This window comes from Arthrobacter sp. sptzw32, from assembly GCF_059089735.1.
In genome coordinates, this window is record NZ_JBNHEZ010000003.1 from 276,312 (window position 1) to 291,715 (window position 15,404).

The 15,404-nt window shown below is 64.7% G+C and carries 17 protein-coding genes and 1 pseudogene; 9 read left to right on the top strand and 9 right to left on the bottom strand.

From position 1 onward, the window contains the following. Positions 1-19: 19 nt before the first annotated feature. On the bottom strand, positions 20-1,042 hold the full coding sequence (gene glpX / locus AC5RVN_RS07785) for a class II fructose-bisphosphatase (RefSeq protein WP_494041339.1): 1,023 nt from the start codon (positions 1,040-1,042) through the stop codon (positions 20-22). 206 nt (positions 1,043-1,248) lie between these two features. On the opposite strand from glpX, the gene AC5RVN_RS07790 reads away from it, so the two are divergent. The 4 genes and pseudogenes from AC5RVN_RS07790 to AC5RVN_RS07805 form a co-directional block, all read left to right on the top strand. Continuing rightward, the gene (locus AC5RVN_RS07790; protein ID WP_494137551.1) at positions 1,249-1,956 is read left to right on the top strand and encodes a DUF4245 domain-containing protein; all 708 of its coding nucleotides are present in this window, start codon (positions 1,249-1,251) and stop codon (positions 1,954-1,956) included. 9 nt (positions 1,957-1,965) lie between these two features. After that, entirely contained in the window at positions 1,966-2,580 is a 615-nt protein-coding gene (locus AC5RVN_RS07795) for a carbonic anhydrase (protein ID WP_494041039.1), read from the top strand. Between the two features lie 77 nt (positions 2,581-2,657). Next, positions 2,658-4,079: a class II fumarate hydratase gene (locus AC5RVN_RS07800; protein ID WP_494041040.1), complete on the top strand. Its 1,422-nt coding sequence runs from the start codon at positions 2,658-2,660 to the stop codon at positions 4,077-4,079. Positions 4,080-4,204: 125 nt separating this feature from the next. Beyond that, a pseudogene (locus AC5RVN_RS07805) lies at positions 4,205-4,717 on the top strand (dihydrofolate reductase family protein); the annotation flags it as partial. Positions 4,718-4,752: 35 nt separating this feature from the next. Here AC5RVN_RS07805 and AC5RVN_RS07810 read toward each other — a convergent pair. Both AC5RVN_RS07810 and AC5RVN_RS07815 read right to left on the bottom strand, forming a co-directional pair. Then, positions 4,753-5,223, bottom strand: a complete 471-nt coding sequence (locus AC5RVN_RS07810) for an NUDIX hydrolase (protein ID WP_494041041.1) — start codon at positions 5,221-5,223, stop codon at positions 4,753-4,755. A gap of 43 nt (positions 5,224-5,266) precedes the next feature. Beyond that, positions 5,267-5,821 (bottom strand): prepilin peptidase, encoded by a 555-nt coding sequence (locus AC5RVN_RS07815; protein WP_494041042.1) that lies wholly within the window; start codon positions 5,819-5,821, stop codon positions 5,267-5,269. A 58-nt stretch (positions 5,822-5,879) separates the two neighbouring features. On the opposite strand from AC5RVN_RS07815, the gene AC5RVN_RS07820 reads away from it, so the two are divergent. Continuing rightward, on the top strand, positions 5,880-6,671 hold the full coding sequence (locus AC5RVN_RS07820; protein WP_494041043.1) for a hypothetical protein: 792 nt from the start codon (positions 5,880-5,882) through the stop codon (positions 6,669-6,671). 42 nt (positions 6,672-6,713) lie between these two features. Further along, on the top strand, positions 6,714-7,361 hold the full coding sequence (locus AC5RVN_RS07825; protein ID WP_494137552.1) for a GNAT family N-acetyltransferase: 648 nt from the start codon (positions 6,714-6,716) through the stop codon (positions 7,359-7,361). Between the two features lie 158 nt (positions 7,362-7,519). Here AC5RVN_RS07825 and phoH2 read toward each other — a convergent pair whose 3' ends face one another. Further along, complete coding sequence (gene phoH2, locus AC5RVN_RS07830; RefSeq protein WP_494041045.1) at positions 7,520-8,938, bottom strand: RNA 5'-3' helicase PhoH2; 1,419 nt, start codon at positions 8,936-8,938, stop codon at positions 7,520-7,522. Positions 8,939-9,176: 238 nt separating this feature from the next. Continuing rightward, on the bottom strand, positions 9,177-9,938 hold the full coding sequence (locus AC5RVN_RS07835) for an isoprenyl transferase (protein ID WP_494041340.1): 762 nt from the start codon (positions 9,936-9,938) through the stop codon (positions 9,177-9,179). A gap of 151 nt (positions 9,939-10,089) precedes the next feature. On the opposite strand from AC5RVN_RS07835, the gene trhA reads away from it, so the two are divergent. Further along, complete coding sequence (gene trhA / locus AC5RVN_RS07840; RefSeq protein WP_494041046.1) at positions 10,090-10,848, top strand: PAQR family membrane homeostasis protein TrhA; 759 nt, start codon at positions 10,090-10,092, stop codon at positions 10,846-10,848. Positions 10,849-10,871: 23 nt separating this feature from the next. Here trhA and AC5RVN_RS07845 read toward each other — a convergent pair whose 3' ends face one another. Both AC5RVN_RS07845 and mca read right to left on the bottom strand, forming a co-directional pair. Beyond that, positions 10,872-11,225 (bottom strand): hypothetical protein, encoded by a 354-nt coding sequence (locus tag AC5RVN_RS07845; RefSeq protein ID WP_494041047.1) that lies wholly within the window; start codon positions 11,223-11,225, stop codon positions 10,872-10,874. A gap of 97 nt (positions 11,226-11,322) precedes the next feature. Further along, a complete protein-coding gene (gene mca / locus AC5RVN_RS07850) occupies positions 11,323-12,228 on the bottom strand; it encodes a mycothiol conjugate amidase Mca (protein WP_494041048.1) in 906 nt (301 codons plus the stop codon). A 133-nt stretch (positions 12,229-12,361) separates the two neighbouring features. Between mca and AC5RVN_RS07855 the strand changes: the two genes are divergently transcribed. After that, on the top strand, positions 12,362-12,829 hold the full coding sequence (locus tag AC5RVN_RS07855; protein WP_494041049.1) for a DUF4307 domain-containing protein: 468 nt from the start codon (positions 12,362-12,364) through the stop codon (positions 12,827-12,829). A gap of 142 nt (positions 12,830-12,971) precedes the next feature. After that, on the top strand, positions 12,972-13,466 hold the full coding sequence (greA, locus tag AC5RVN_RS07860) for a transcription elongation factor GreA (RefSeq protein WP_494041050.1): 495 nt from the start codon (positions 12,972-12,974) through the stop codon (positions 13,464-13,466). A gap of 68 nt (positions 13,467-13,534) precedes the next feature. Here greA and AC5RVN_RS07865 read toward each other — a convergent pair whose 3' ends face one another. Beyond that, positions 13,535-14,155, bottom strand: coding sequence for a rhomboid family intramembrane serine protease (locus AC5RVN_RS07865; protein ID WP_494041051.1), 621 nt, complete (start codon positions 14,153-14,155; stop codon positions 13,535-13,537). Between the two features lie 7 nt (positions 14,156-14,162). Next, a complete protein-coding gene (ilvA, locus tag AC5RVN_RS07870) occupies positions 14,163-15,401 on the bottom strand; it encodes a threonine ammonia-lyase (RefSeq protein WP_494041052.1) in 1,239 nt (412 codons plus the stop codon). Positions 15,402-15,404 lie beyond the last annotated feature (3 nt).

Here is a 15,404-nt window from a genome sequence, read left to right on the forward strand (position 1 = left end):
TGGCTCAAGCAGGAAAGAATCAGCTCTTGCGGGCGTACCCTTCCCACTTGCTGGCCTGGTGCTCGCCGTCCACAAAGCGGATGGTGCCGGACTTGGAGCGCATCACGATGGACTGGGTCAGGACCTTGTCCTTGGAGTACCTGACGCCCTTGAGAAGGTCGCCGTCAGTGATACCTGTTGCTGCGAAGTAGCAGTTGTCGCTGGAGACGAGATCGTTGGTGGACAGGACGCGATCCAGGTCGTGGCCGGCGTCGAGCGCCTTCTGCTTCTCGTCATCGCTGGTGGGCCACAGCCGGCCCTGGATAACGCCGCCCAGGGACTTGATGGCGCAGGCAGCAACGATGCCTTCGGGGGTTCCACCGATGCCCATCAGCGCGTCCACCCCGGTACCGGAGCGGGCAGCAGCGATGGCGCCGGCAACGTCTCCGTCCATGATGAACTTGGTGCGCGCGCCGGCCTCGCGGATTTCCTCCACCAGCGGGCGGTGGCGGTCGCGGTCCAGGATCATGACGTTGAGCTGGTTGACCTTGACGCCCTTGGCCTTGGCAATCAGGTGCAGGTTCTGCTTCACGGGAAGGCGGAGGTCCACCATGTCCGCCGCTTCCGGGCCGGTGACAAGCTTCTCCATGTAAAACACCGCGGAAGGGTCGAACATGGAGCCGCGCTCAGCCACAGCCAGCACGGCCAGGGCGTTGTTGATGCCCAGGGCGGTGAGCCGGGTTCCGTCGATGGGGTCAACCGCCACATCGCACTCCGGGCCGGTACCGTCGCCGACGCGTTCGCCGTTGAACAGCATGGGCGCTTCGTCTTTTTCGCCTTCGCCGATGACCACAACGCCATTGAAGTGGACGGTCTGGAGGAAGGAGCGCATGGCGTCTACGGCAGCACCGTCGGCCGTGTTCTTGTCGCCGAAACCAACCCAGTGCCCGCCGGCGATTGCTGCTGCTTCGGTAACGCGGACTAGCTCGAGGGCAAGGTTGCGGTCCGGCTCATCGTTGCCCACCGCCAGGGACGGGGAGATCGTGGAGTACTTCTGGGTCATGGACGCTTGTGACACGTGAACCTCTTCTTCGAGTGGCGATCATTGAACCCGCCGGCCGGAACAGCCGGGCGGTGATTCCTCTGATACCGATCATAGTCGCGGCACCGCTTTCCGGCGGCGGGATGACGCCACCGCGCAATGTACGCGAAGGTGACGTTCATTGGCGGGCCTGCTCCGCCCGGGCCGGGTGTGAGTTGCACACCGGAATGGGCGACTATAGAGGGGTGAAAGAATCGCAGGAAAAGACCACCCCTTCCCCCGCACCAGCAGGATCCGGAAGCAACAGCGGACCGGGCGGGGCTCACGGACAGGGCCCGGTTAAGCCTGTTATTCCGGCGGCAGCAGCCAAGCGGGCCAACGCTTCGGTGATCGGCATGATCATTGCCCTGGTGGTGAGCATTGCGGCCTTCCTGCCCATCGTCCTGATGAACCCCTCCCCCAAGAGCGACGGCTACCGCCCGAACGTCGATGTCAGTGCAGCGGCCCGGAACGCCACAGACGTGGCAGGATTCACACCGGCGGCGCCCGATACCGGCAACTCCTTCCGGGCCAACTACGCCCGGTGGGAAGCCGGCACGGGCAGCGGTGTGCCGGCCTGGGAGGTGGGTTACATTACGCCCAAGGAGTCCTTCATCGGACTGGTCCAGACCCGTGCCGCCAACCCCACCTGGCTCCTTCAGGAGACCGGGAACGCCCCGGTCACCGGTTCCCGGAACGCAGGCGGCCAGCAATGGCAGCTGCGGGACACGGGAAAGGGCGAAAAGTCGATGGTGCTGGAGTACCGCGGGACCACCGTCATCCTCGCCGGGGCTGCCCAACTGGACGAATTCGCCACCCTGGCAGACGCCGTCGTGAAGTCCATGGAAAGCAGCCCCGCCGTCACAGTTTCACCATCGGCGGCTACTGCACCGTAACGTAGTCGCGTGGCTACTTACCTGACTCCTGCACTTGCCTGGCGCCGTCTGCGCGAAGGAAACGAACGTTTTGTCAGCGGCGAGACGTCGCACCCCAACCAGGACGCCTCGCGCAGGTCCTCCCTGGTGGAAAACCAGCACCCCTTCGCCGTGATTTTCGGTTGTTCCGACTCACGGCTGGCCGCCGAGATTATTTTCGACGTCGGACTGGGCGATGTTTTTGTGGTGCGCACCGCAGGGCAAGTCATCGACGACGCCGTCCTGGGATCTCTGGAGTACAGCGTCGGTGTCCTCGGGGTTCCGCTGATCGCTGTCCTCGGGCATGACAGCTGCGGCGCCGTCAGCGCAACCAAGGCAGCCGTGGACACCGGAGAGATGCCGCCGGGCTTCATCCGCGACCTGGTGGAGCGCATCACCCCTTCGGTGCTGACCTCCATCCGCCAGGACAAGCATGAGGTCAACGACATGGTGGTGGAGCACGTCAAGCAGACGGCCCAGCGGCTGGCGGACAGCTCCCGTGTGATTTCCGACGCAATTGAAAGCGGACGCACTGCCGTCATTGGCCTTTCCTACAGCCTGGCGGAGGGGCGCGCCAACGTGGTTTCGGGGATCGGCGAGCTCTAGAGACCGGCGCGGGAGGCCGCCCGTAGCATGCTCTTCACGGTTTTCGATGGGGCGCCGGATCGCCCTAAGCTAGCCCCATGACTTCCACTGAAGAGTTCCGCATTGAACATGACACGATGGGCGAAGTCCGCGTCCCCGTGAACGCACTGTACCGCGCGCAGACGCAGCGGGCAGTGGAGAACTTCCCCATTTCCGGCAAGACACTGGAACGCGCCCACATCGAAGCGCTGGCCCGGGTCAAGAAGGCTGCGGCCCAGGCCAACGCTGAACTGGGTGTGCTCGACGGCGAGCTTGCCAAGGCCATTGCTGACGCGGCAGATGAGGTGGCCGCCGGCAAGTACGACGGCGACTTCCCCATTGACGTCTTCCAGACCGGCTCCGGCACGTCCTCGAACATGAACACCAACGAGGTCATCGCCGAACTTGCCTCGCGGGCCTTGAAGGCTGCCGGCAGCGAGAAGGTTGTCCACCCGAACGACCACGTCAATGCCTCCCAGTCGTCCAACGACGTCTTCCCCACGTCGGTGCACGTTGCTGCCACATCAGCCCTGATCAACGACCTCATCCCGGCCCTCGGCTACCTGGCCGAATCCCTGGAGCGCAAGGCCGTGGAGTTCAAGGACGTGGTCAAGTCCGGCCGCACGCACCTCATGGACGCGACGCCGGTAACGCTCGGCCAGGAATTCGGCGGTTACGCAGCGCAGGTCCGCTACGGCATCGAGCGCATCAACGCCTCACTCCCCCGCGTCGCCGAAGTTCCCCTGGGCGGCACCGCTGTGGGCACGGGCATCAACACCCCGGCCGGCTTCCCGGAGCGCGTAATCGAACTCCTGGCCACGGACACCGGGCTTCCCCTGACCGAAGCCCGTGACCACTTCGAAGCGCAGGCCAACCGTGACGGCCTCATCGAGGCGTCCAGCCAGCTGCGCAATATCGCGATCTCGTTCATGAAGATCAACAACGACCTCCGCTGGATGGGCTCCGGTCCCAACACCGGCCTCGGCGAGATCGCCATTCCGGACCTGCAGCCCGGTTCATCGATCATGCCCGGCAAGGTCAACCCGGTCATCTGTGAGGCGTCCATCATGGTGGCCGCGCAGGTCATCGGCAATGACACCGCCATTGCCTGGTCCGGAACCAACGGCGCCTTCGAGCTGAACGTCGGCATCCCCGTGATGGCCGCGAACCTGCTGGAGTCTGTGCGCCTGCTGGCCAACACCAGCCGCGTGATGGCGGACAAAATGATCGACGGCATCACCGCCAACGTGGAGCGCGCCCGCTTCCTCGCTGAGGCTTCGCCGTCCATCGTGACGCCGCTGAACAAGTACATCGGCTATGAAAACGCCGCAAAGATCGCAAAGAAGGCAGTGGCTGAGGGGCTTACCATCCGTGAGACCGTCGTCGCCATGGGCTTCCTGGAGCGCGGCGAGGTTACCGAGGAGCAGCTGGACACGGCACTGGACGTCATGTCCATGACGCGCCCGCCGCACAAGGCATAACACTTCCCAGCACAACGGCGGCCGCCCACCTTCCCAGCGAAGGCGGGCGGCCGCCGTCGTTCTGCAGGAAGGATTGAGCCTGAGCTACTCTGGGGGCACCTGAAGCAAAGGAGAGCCCCATGGGCAGGCCCCTGTTCGACTGGTTGTCCAGCGGTGAGGTGCCGTTGGACGACAGCGGCGAGTTGAAGGTGTCACAGACTTCCTATGACTACACCAGGCCGTACTGGGACCAGATTGGAGCGACCATCGTCGGGCGCCACGTCTTCGACATGACGGACGGCTGGGACGGGAAGCCTCCGGGCGGGGTCGACCACGTGGTGGTCGTAACGCACCGGCCGGAGCCTGAGGGCTGGAACCCCGAAACACCGTTTCACTTCGTCGACGGCGTGGAGGCAGCCGTGACCAAGGCGCAGGAGCTTGCGGGTGACCGCCTGGTGGAGGTTGCTGCTGGCGACGTCGGTGGCCAGGTGTTTGCCGCGGGCCTGGTCGACGAGGTGCGCATGGACGTCGTGCCCGTCGTGTTTGGGTCCGGCAAGCGCTACTTCGGGTCGGTTTACACCCAGCAACTGTTGGAGGATCCTGACGTGGTGATCCAGGGCAACCGGGTGCTTCACCTGCGCTGCCGGGTGCGCCGTTGACCGACCTGGGAGGGTACGGGTGTCCGGAGCGAGGGTCAGGGTTCGAAGTGGGCGGCGTCGGCCGGCGCCAGGGCGCGGTGGATGCTGGTGAGGTGACCGGGCATCAGCTCAGGGAGTTCGTCGAGGGCGAACCAGCCGACGGCCAGTGATTCGTTGTCGTTAACCCTGGCATCGCCGGAGACATAGCGGCAGCGGAATATGACGTCCAGGAACTCGCAGACGTCGCCGTTGGGATACGTAAACGGACCTACTGCCCCCACGGAGACAACGCGTTCCGGTTCAGCCACTACCGCCGTTTCCTCGAAAATTTCCCGCACCAGGCCGCGCGCCGGCTGCTCCCCTGGCTCAAGCATTCCGCTGACCAGCGCCCATTGCCTGTTGTCGGCCCTCTGGGCGAGCAGCACCCTTCCCGCGTCATCAAGCACCACACCGCGGACCCCGGGAACCCAGAGCGGATCGTTGCCGATTTTCTTGCGGAGTTTCAGGACATAGTCAGGGGCAGGCATTCCGCCAGCTACCGAACTGGCTGCCACGGCCGGATATCCGGGATCAGGCAGGCAGCAGCATTGCAGCCGCTGCCCCGGCGAGCATGAACGGGCCGAACGGGATGGATGATTTCAGTGTCCCCCTGCGGGCGGCCAGGAGCGCGATGGACCACAGGCCGCCCAGGAGGAAGGCCAGGAAGGTGCCGGCAAAGAGGTGTCCCCACCCAAGATAGCCGAGGTAGATCCCCAGCACACCTGCGAGTTTTACGTCCCCAAAGCCCATGCCCGGCGGGTACGCAAACCGCAGTATGAAGTAGAAGAGCCACAGGATCGCGGCCCCTGCCACCACGCGCAGCGCCGGCACAGCCAGCAGGCCGGGGATGGCACCGTCATGACGCTGCAGGGCGCCGGGAACGGCGCCGGCAATGACTGCGGCATTAAGGAGCAATAGGCCGGCCACGGCATAGGACGGAAATACGATCCGGTTGGGCAGGAGGTGATGCCGGACGTCGATTACGGTGAGACGTACGGCCATCACGGCGAAGTAGGCGCAGGCCGCAAGCACCAGCCAGAAGGCCGGCGGGGAATGCTGCCAGAGTTCGCCCAGTCGTTGGATCACCCTCGGATGCTACTGGAATCCCGCTCGACGACCCACCGCCCGCGCGTAAACTGTGGATATGTCGACGTGGGGCTCCCGGCACCGGTTGAACCCGGAAAGCGATCCAGCCGCTGCCGATCCGGCGCTGTTCCGCAACCTTTGCAGGTCCTCCCCCTGGAAATGGCAGTCCCTGCGTTTCGAGTACTGGGACGAGCCCTTCAGCACTGCCCCCAGCCCGGCAACACCCCTAGTCCGTGCGTGGTTGCGACGCCCCGGCGCCCTGCGCCTTGAGACCGCCGATGGTCGTGTCCTGCACAGCACAACGGGGATCAACGATTCCAAGGACGGCCTCTACGTCAGTGCCACGCGTACATCGTGGCTGCTCCCCCCGCACCTGGTAACCCCCGTCTACGACGGCCATGGCCTGGTGCGGCGGCGGCCTGAGGCGGCCTATGGCGAGCCCGGGTTCGGCAACGGGCGGTTCTCCGCGGCCCTCGACCCGGTGGAACTGGCTGGAAACGCCCCCGTGCCCCTGGAGTTTCCCGGCAGCAACACGGTGGACATCCAGGAGGTCCGGCAGCAGGAGCACGAGGGACGCCCTGTTCTTGAAGCAGTTGTGGCGCCCACAACTGCCTACCGTCCCCTGCATCCGTCAGCGCCGCTGTGCCTGCCCGGCAGATCCCGGATCCGCGTGGACCTCGGCACCGGCGTGTGCGTGGCCAGCCAGTCACTGGAAGCGGGAACTAAAGAGTACGGCCACTGGCTCCGCATCATCGCCGTGGATGAGTACATGCTGGACGACCTGTTCCTGGCCCAGTCAATGAGCCTGACCGACGTCCGGCAGCACATCCCCTGGTATGTCCCGGCCTGACGTTGGCACACCGCAACGATGCCCGTCCGCTAGGCTTCGCGAATGACTTCACTGATCGACGTGTGGCCACTTTTCGGTCTTCGGCTCGCCACGCCCCGGCTGGAACTCCGCCTCATCCAGGACCAGGACATCCCGGCAGCTGTTGCTGCCGCCCAAAGCGGGATCCACGAGGCCGGCAAAAGCCCGTTCAGCACTCCCTGGACGGAGCTCCCGGCAGGCGAACTGGGACCAAACATGGCCCGCTGGTACTGGCACTGCCGCGCCGAGTGCTCCCCGGAGGCCTGGACCCTGCTCCTGGGCATCTGGTACGAGGGCAACTTGATCGGTTGCCAGGATGTGGGAGCCAAGGATTTCGTCAAGCTCAGGACCGTCACCACCGGGTCCTGGCTTCGGCAGTCCGCGCAGGGCCGCGGCCTGGGCAAGGAGATGCGCGCCGCCGTCGTCCTGTATGCGTTCGACTGGCTGGGCGCAGAAGTAGCCGAGTCAGAAGCAGCCGGCTGGAACAAAGCCTCGCTCGGCGTCTCCCGCTCCCTGGGCTACGAACTGAATGGCACCACCAGGAATGCCTGGGGCACCAAAGTCGAAACAGTCCAGCACGTCCGCCTCACCCCCGAAACCGTCAAGAGGCCGGACTGGGAGCTGCAGGTTGAGGGCCACCAAGCAGCAGCGGACTTCCTGAAGGTGACCTGACCACGAGGCGGGTTACGGTCCTTTGCGTAGGAGCGCATCGCCGACCAGCGATGCGCAGGTCGCCCAGCGACCGCAGCGGCGCGCCGGGAGGTGTCTAAGCGACGGCAAAGGGCCGTGGCCCGCCGAACGGAACCACGGCCCTTCAAGCGCACTCCGGCTTAGCCTTCGAGCAGTTCCGTCACCAGGGCTGCGATCGGTGAACGTTCTGAGCGGGTCAGGGTGATGTGGCCGAAGAGCGGGTGTCCTTTCAATGTTTCGACGACGGCGGCAATTCCGTCGTGGCGCCCGACGCGGAGGTTGTCGCGCTGGGCGACGTCGTGCGTGAGGACGATCTTCGAGTTCTGGCCGATGCGGCTCATGACCGTCAGCAGGACGTTCTTTTCCAGCGACTGGGCCTCATCAACGATGACGAAGGCGTCGTGCAGGGAGCGTCCGCGGATGTGGGTGAGGGGCATGACTTCGAGCATGCCGCGGTCCATGACCTCTTCCACCACTTCCTGGCTTACCAGTGCCCCGAGGGTGTCGAAGACTGCCTGTGCCCAGGGATTCATCTTCTCGGACTCGGACCCGGGGAGGTAGCCCAGTTCCTGTCCGCCCACTGCGTAGAGGGGCCGGAACACTATCACTTTGCGGTGCTCACGACGCTCCAGGACCGCTTCAAGGCCCGCGCACAAGGCCAGGGCCGACTTGCCCGTCCCCGCCCGGCCGCCGATGGAGACGATGCCGACGGCGGGATCCATCAGCATGTCAATGGCGAGCCGTTGTTCCGCGGACCGCCCATGCAGGCCGAACACATCGCGGTCACCCCTGACCAGGCGGACCTGCTTGTCCGGCCCCACCCGGCCCAGCGCGGACCCGCGGTTGGAAAGCAGGACCAGTCCGGTGTTCACCGGCATTTCCGCCGCTGCCGGAATGAACACAGGTTCGTGCCCGTACAGGGCAGTGATCTCCTGCTCGCCGGCTTCCACTTCGGCGACACCCGTCCAGCCGGAGTCCTTGACCAGCTCGTTGCGGTATTCGTCGGCCGTCAGCCCCATGGCGGACGCCTTGACCCGCATGGGAAGGTCCTTCGACACCACGGTGACGTCCCGTCCCTCGTTGGCGAGGTTCTTGGCGACGGCGAGGATGCGGCTGTCATTGTCGCCGCTTCGGAACCCCAGCGGCAGCACCTCGGCGGAGATGTGGTTCAGTTCCACCATGAGGCTGCCGCCGTCGTCGCCGATGGGAATGGATGTGCTGAGGCCGCCGTGTTTGACCCGGAGGTCATCGAGGAGCCGGAGCGCTTTCCGCGCGAAGTAGCCAAGCTCGGGGTCGTGCCGCTTGGCCTCGAGTTCGGTGATGACCACCACCGGCACGATGACCTCATGTTCCGCAAAGCGCAGCAGCGCACGAGGGTCGGACAGCAGGACGGAGGTGTCGATCACGAACGTGTGGATGGCGGCTTTCCTTCCGGAGACAGCAAAACCGGCCGCAGCATCTTTTGCTGTGCCGGTCTCTGGATTGGCTCGCACGGCGCGAGAGGCAGCTTTCTGTCCCTGGTCCGAAGGGACCGCGGGCAGTTGTTCAGAAGTAGCCACATCGACTCCAGCCCCGGGCACATGCCCGGAATTGTTAGTGGTGAGGCGGCTCGGCCACGAGGCCGGGTCCGGCCTCCCATACAACCGGTGCGATGTATCGCTCCATGTACTGGCCTCCCCGATCAGCCGGCGGTTTGCCTGCTGATGAATATAACGTAAATCCATCGGAAGTAATTTCCGCAACCATTACACGGCGATTCCTGTTGCCTCCGCGTGAACTGTCGGTGAACCCGGACGGTCAGGAGCCGAAGCGCCGCTGCCGGCCGGCGTAATCCCGGAGGGCGCGCAGGAAATCCACTTTGCGGAAGGCCGGCCACAGGGCCTCACAGAAGTAGAACTCGCTGTAAGCGCTCTGCCACATCAGGAACCCGGAGAGCCGCTGTTCGCCGGAGGTGCGGATTACCAGGTCCGGATCCGGCTGGCCCCGGGTGTAGAGGAACCGGGAAATGTCGTCCACGCAAAGATCATCCGCGAGCTTGCCGATGTCCGTGCCCTTGGCGACGGCATCGTGCAGGAGTTCACGGACGGCGTCCACGATTTCCCGCCGCCCACCGTAACCCACCGCCACGTTGACGTGGATTCTTTCGCGGACCGGCGTCCGCGCCGTGAGCTTGTTGAGCCGCTCCGCAAGGTAGTCCGGCAGCAGCTCGGGCGCGCCCATGGCGTGCACCGAGATGTTGGCGTCCTCGTCCAGCCGGTCCAGGGTGTTGGCAATGATGCCCATGAGGAGGTCGAGTTCTTCACTGGACCTGTTCATGTTGTCCGTGGAGAGCATGTACAGCGTGACTACCTTGACGCCGAGTTCCTGGCACCAGCCAAGGAATTCATGGATTTTGTCCGCTCCGGCCTGGTGGCCCTGGCTGGTGGGCGCGTTGAACTGCTTCGCCCAGCGCCGGTTGCCGTCCACCATGACGCCGATATGGCGGGGAATGCGGTCGCGCGCGAGATCCCTGAGCAGCCGTCGCTCATAAAAGCCGTAGAGGAACCCGGGCAACTCCACGCGGTCTCTCACCTGACTTCCTTGCTGTACGTTCGGCTTGCACATCCTAGGCTACCGTCAGCCGCGGACGGTGAAGCTCCCTTCGCCCGTGCGCAGGCCAATCACCTGTTACTGGGCAGTAACTTACCGGCCCGTAAGTTATTCTGGAGCCATGAACAGCGACACCCCGGACGCTTTCCGGACCCCGCAGCCTCAGGACAAACCCGGAGCGGAAACCGGCGCGGGAACGAGCGCCGATACGGGTGCCATGGACGATGCAGCCGTGCGCCTTGCCGAGCTCCTGATGATCAAGCCGAAGTGGCGCGGCTGGATCCACACGGTGACTGCACCACTGGCACTTGCGGCGGGGATGGTCCTGGTGCTGCTGGCTCCGACGGTCGACCGGAAGCTGACTTCGGCCATCTACGCGGCCACCGGCGTTCTGCTGTTCGGCGTCAGTGCTGTGTACCACCGTGGCAACTGGTCCCCGCGGGTGAAGATGGTACTCAAGCGGCTGGACCACACAAACATCATGCTGGTCATCGCCGGCACCTACACCCCGCTGGCGTGGACCCTCCTGGAACGGCCCCAGGCGGTCCTGCTGCTGTGGGTCATCTGGTCAGGCGCCATCCTGGGCGTGCTGTTCCGGCTGCTGTGGACTGAGGCGCCCCGCTGGCTCTACGTTCCGATCTACATCGCGCTGGGCTGCGGTGCGCTCTTCTACCTCCCGCAGTTCTTCCAGGCCAGCGCCCCCGCCGCCGTCCTCATCTGCGCGGGCGGCGTCCTCTACATCACCGGCGCCGTCTTCTACGCCATGAAGAAGCCCAACTTCAGCTACCACCACTTTGGCTTCCACGAGCTCTTCCACGCCTTGACCGTGGTGGCCTTCGCTGCGCACTTCACAGCCATAACCCTGGCGGTGCTTAGCTAGGAAGCGGGCAGCCCCTGCTGCCTCTAGTGCCGGCGTTTTCCCGGGTCGGCTTCCGCTCCGCCGTCGGTCGGGCCCGGGAAAGGCCCCCCTGCAGCAGGACCTGCCACCCCCGGGCCTGCCTCTGCGGCTTCGGCCGCTTCAACGTCAGCGGCGGCTGCTGCGGCAATGCGCTCCTCCTCCACCTGGGCCCGGTAGCGGACCCGCCTGATCCGGCGGACCATGTCCACAATCAGCAAAGCAGTGGCCACCACAAAAAACGCCGTCATGATGAATCCCAGCAGACCCGGTGTGACCTGGTCCTCGGAGATCCCCTCACGCAGGGAAGGTGTGGGCAGGGGCGAGGGGGTGGTAGCCAGGCTGAGGAGCAGACGTTGCACGTTGAAAACCTTCTGTGGAGCGATGTCAGCAGGCAGCAGATACGGCGGCCCGAATCCGGGCACCTCTTCTACGCGGCATAGAAATTGCCTGCCGGTTCTATCTTAGCCCTGCGAAGAGGTCCTTCTCGGGGAGCTCTGACGGCACCCTGGACTTGATCAGCGAGTAGTCCTCCCAAGGCCACGCCCGGCGCTGCATCTCAGGGGATACGGCAAAGAAGAACCCCAACGGGTCCACCTGCGTGCGGTGGGCCCGCAACGCGTCGTCGCGCACTTCAAAAAAGTCCCCGCAATCAATCTGCGTGGTGGTGGGATGGGGTGCCGGCGGCGGGGTGTGGCCCTCGGCGTCCGACTCCAGCCACGCGGCGAGCCGCTCGGCGTAAGGGGACTGCAGTCCCGCTTCCTCCAGGGCGAAGTGCAGGGCACGGAACCGCTCCGGGCTGAAAGCCCGGTCGTAGTACAGCTTGCCCGGTTCCCAGGGCTCGCCGGCTTCCGGATAACGCGCTGGATCACCGGCAGCCTCGAAGGCCTCAACGGCAACCCGGTGGGCCATGATGTGGTCCGGATGCGGATATCCGCCATTTTCGTCATAGCTGAGGATGACGTGTGGCTTGAAGGAGCGCACCAGCCGGACCAGCGGGGCGGCTGCCTGGTGAAGCGGCAGGGTGGCGAAGGACCCGGCCGGCAGCGGCGGGAGGGGTTCCCCTTCGGGCAGGCCCGAATCCACGAAGCCCAGCCACTGCTGCTTGATGCCCAAAATCCGGGCAGCGCTTTCCATTTCCAGGCGCCGGGCGCCGGCCATGTCCCGTTTGGGATGGGGCTCACCTTCCACTGCCGGGTTCTGGATGTCCCCCCGTGAACCGTCCGTGCAGGTGGCAACCATAACGTCCACCCCCGACGCTGCGTACATGGCCATGGTCGCGGCACCCTTGCTGGACTCGTCGTCGGGGTGGGCATGGACGGCGAGCAGCCGGAGCGGCGCGTGGGAGTTGCTGGACGCTGTCATTGAAAGGACGGCTCCTTATTCTTACTTGCGGCTTGATCGCTGCTGAACGGTTCACTGTACGGGCGGGCGCTTGGGATCCTGCTGCCCCGGTTGGCCGGGAAGGCTCCGGCGGAAGGGGCACTAAACTGGTCTGGTGACTTCTCCGGAACAGTCGGCCCATTCCGAGCCCGCGAACACTAGCCTAGCCAATCGTTATGGTGCTAAGAAGCGGCGGCTCTCCCCTGCCGCCAAGCGCATTGGCGGAGGCGTTGCACTGGCCGCCGGCATCGGTTTTATGGCCTGGGTTTCCACGTCGAATTCCTTGAATGACGTCAGCTTCAAGGACATCGGCTACGTCACCACGGACGCCACGCTCGCCGAAGTGGACTTCCAGGTGACCAGGGAACACGGGATATCCGTGAAGTGCGCCGTCAAGGCCCTGGATTCGAAATACGCCGTGGTGGGGTGGAAGGTCGTGGACATTCCTCCCTCGGAACCTGATGGAACAGCCGACGGCGGACGTACAGTTTCGCAGCGGGTGCCGGTCAGGACTGAGTCACTGTCCGTGTCCGGCGTGGTGGACAGCTGCTGGATTCCCGGGGAGTCCGGCGCGAAGATGTGATGCGCGCCGCTTGCTCGTTGGGATAAATCCACTGGGTTGACTACAATGGAGCAATACCTTTACCCCGCTGAGCTGGTTGCTGTTCCACAAGTGGCCACCGTGGCGGGGTCTTTTGCATGTAAGACCATTAGAGGAGAAGTCCGTGTCTACCACCAACAGCGCAGCAGCAGCCTGGCTTACCCGGGAAGCTTTTGACCGCCTGAAGGCAGAGCTGGACCACCTTTCCGGCGCTGGCCGGGCGGAGATCGTCCAGAAGATCGAGGCAGCCCGGCAAGAGGGTGACCTCAAGGAAAACGGCGGCTACCACGCGGCAAAGGAAGAGCAGGGCAAGATCGAGGCCCGCATCCGCCAGCTCACCGCCCTGCTTCGGGACGCCCACGTCGGCGAGGCCCCGGCCGACGACGGAATTGTGGAGCCCGGAATGATTGTTGTGGCCAGGATCGCCGGGGACGAAGAGACCTTCCTCCTCGGCTCCCGGGAAATCGCAGGCGATTCCGATCTCGATGTGTTCAGCGAGAAGTCGCCGCTGGGTGCGGCCATCCTGGGCCACAAGGAAGGCGACAGCCTGAGCTATACAGCACCTAACGGCAAGGACATCAAAGTCGAGATCCTTTCGGCCAAGCCATACGCCGCGTAGTCGTCAGCCTGACATGAATGCTGGCCGCCCCAAACGGGCGGCCAGCATTTTGTTTTAAGGCCCCGGCTTCAAGCCCGGCTGCCTGCTGATCCTTTGCGCGGTCTTAGCAGCAGGGCGGCCACCACCCCGCCGGCAGCACCGCCAAGGTGGGCCTGCCAGGAGACGTATCCCGCAACGAAGGGCAGCAGTCCCAACAGGATGCTGCCGTAGCCCATGAACAGGACAACGGCAAGCAGGATCTGCCGCCAGCTGTGGTTGAAGAACCCACGAACCAGCAGGAAGGCGAACAGTCCGAATACCAGGCCGGATGCCCCCACGGTGATGCCGCCGTTCCCGATCAGCCAGACCGTGACCCCGGACCCGAGCCAACTGAAGGCCAGTGCTGTCAGGAAGACCCGGAGCCCGGAAAGAAACACCAGGAAGCCGAAAATGATCAGCGGCAGGCTGTTGGACAGCAGGTGGTTCAGGTTGGCATGCAGGAGCGGGAACGTGAAGATGTCCAGCAGCCCGTCCGCGCTCCGTGGGCGCAGGCCGAACGTCCGGTTAAGCGAGCGCAGCATCAGAGCGTTGAACAGTTCGATGGCGAACAACAAGGCAACGAAGCCGCCGAGCACCAGCAAGCCGCCTTTTGCCCGGGCGGCAATGGTCTGCCGTTCCCCATAGCCTCCGCTGCCCATCAGTCCGGCCATGTTTCTCCTAATGCACCACGATGGGCTGGAAACCCTCGGCGCGGAGTGCGCTGAGGACCTGCTCCCCGTGCTGGTGGCCCTTAGTTTCCAGGTTCACGGTGATCGAGACGTCACCCATGCTGATGGACCCGCCCACCCGCGTGTGGTCCAGACCTGTGACGTTGGCGTCGTTCTCGGCAATGATCCGGGCAATGGTTGCAAGGGAACCCGGACGGTCGTCCAGCATCATGCGGACGGTCATGTAGCGCCCCGCAGCGGAGAGGCCACGCTGGATGACTTTGAGCATCAGCATCGGGTCGATGTTGCCGCCGGAGAGGACCACGGCGGTAGTCCCCGGATTTTCGATCTTGCCGTCCATGAGGGCAGCCACACCCACAGCGCCGGCAGGCTCAACCACCATCTTTGCCCGCTCCAGCAGGAAAATCAGCGCCCGTGCCAGGGAATCTTCGCTGACCGTGACGACGTCATCCACGAGCTCGCGGATGATGCTGAAGGGAAGCTGCCCCGGGCGGCCCACGGCAATGCCGTCGGCCATGGTGGACACCTTCTTCAACGGCACGAGCGCATCAGCAGCCAATGAGGGCGGGTACGCCGCGGCGTTCTCCGCCTGCACGCCGATGATGCGGATCTCCCGGCCCAGTTCCCTGGCCCGGGCTTTGATGGCGACGGCGACACCCGCCAGGAGTCCGCCGCCCCCAACGCCCATGAGGACGGTGTCAACGTTGGGCACCTGTTCCAGGATTTCGAGCCCCAGCGTGCCTTGGCCCGCGACGACGTCCACATTGTCGAACGGGTGGACGAAGACGGTGCCGGTCTCGTCGCTGTACCGCTGTGCTTCTGCGAGCGCTTCGTCGACGTTGTGCCCGTGCAGGATGACTTCTGCCCCGTGTCCGCGGGTGGCAGCGAGTTTGGGCAGTGCCACGCCCAGCGGCATGTAGATCCTGGCTTTGATGCCCAGGCTCTTGGCAGCTACGGCGACACCCTGGGCGTGGTTGCCTGCGGAGGCAGCCACAACGCCCCGCTTTTTTTCTTCCCCGGACAAACGAGCCATGCGCACGTAGGCGCCGCGGACCTTGAACGACCCTGCCCGCTGCAGGTTTTCGCACTTGAGGTAGACATCGCCGCCAATAATGGCGCCCAGTGCCCGGGATGATTCCACCGGCGTCCGCGCAATAATCCCATCGAGCAACTTCTGCGCCTCCAGGACATCGTCCAGCGTGACGGGAAGGGTTTCAAGGATGTTCACGGA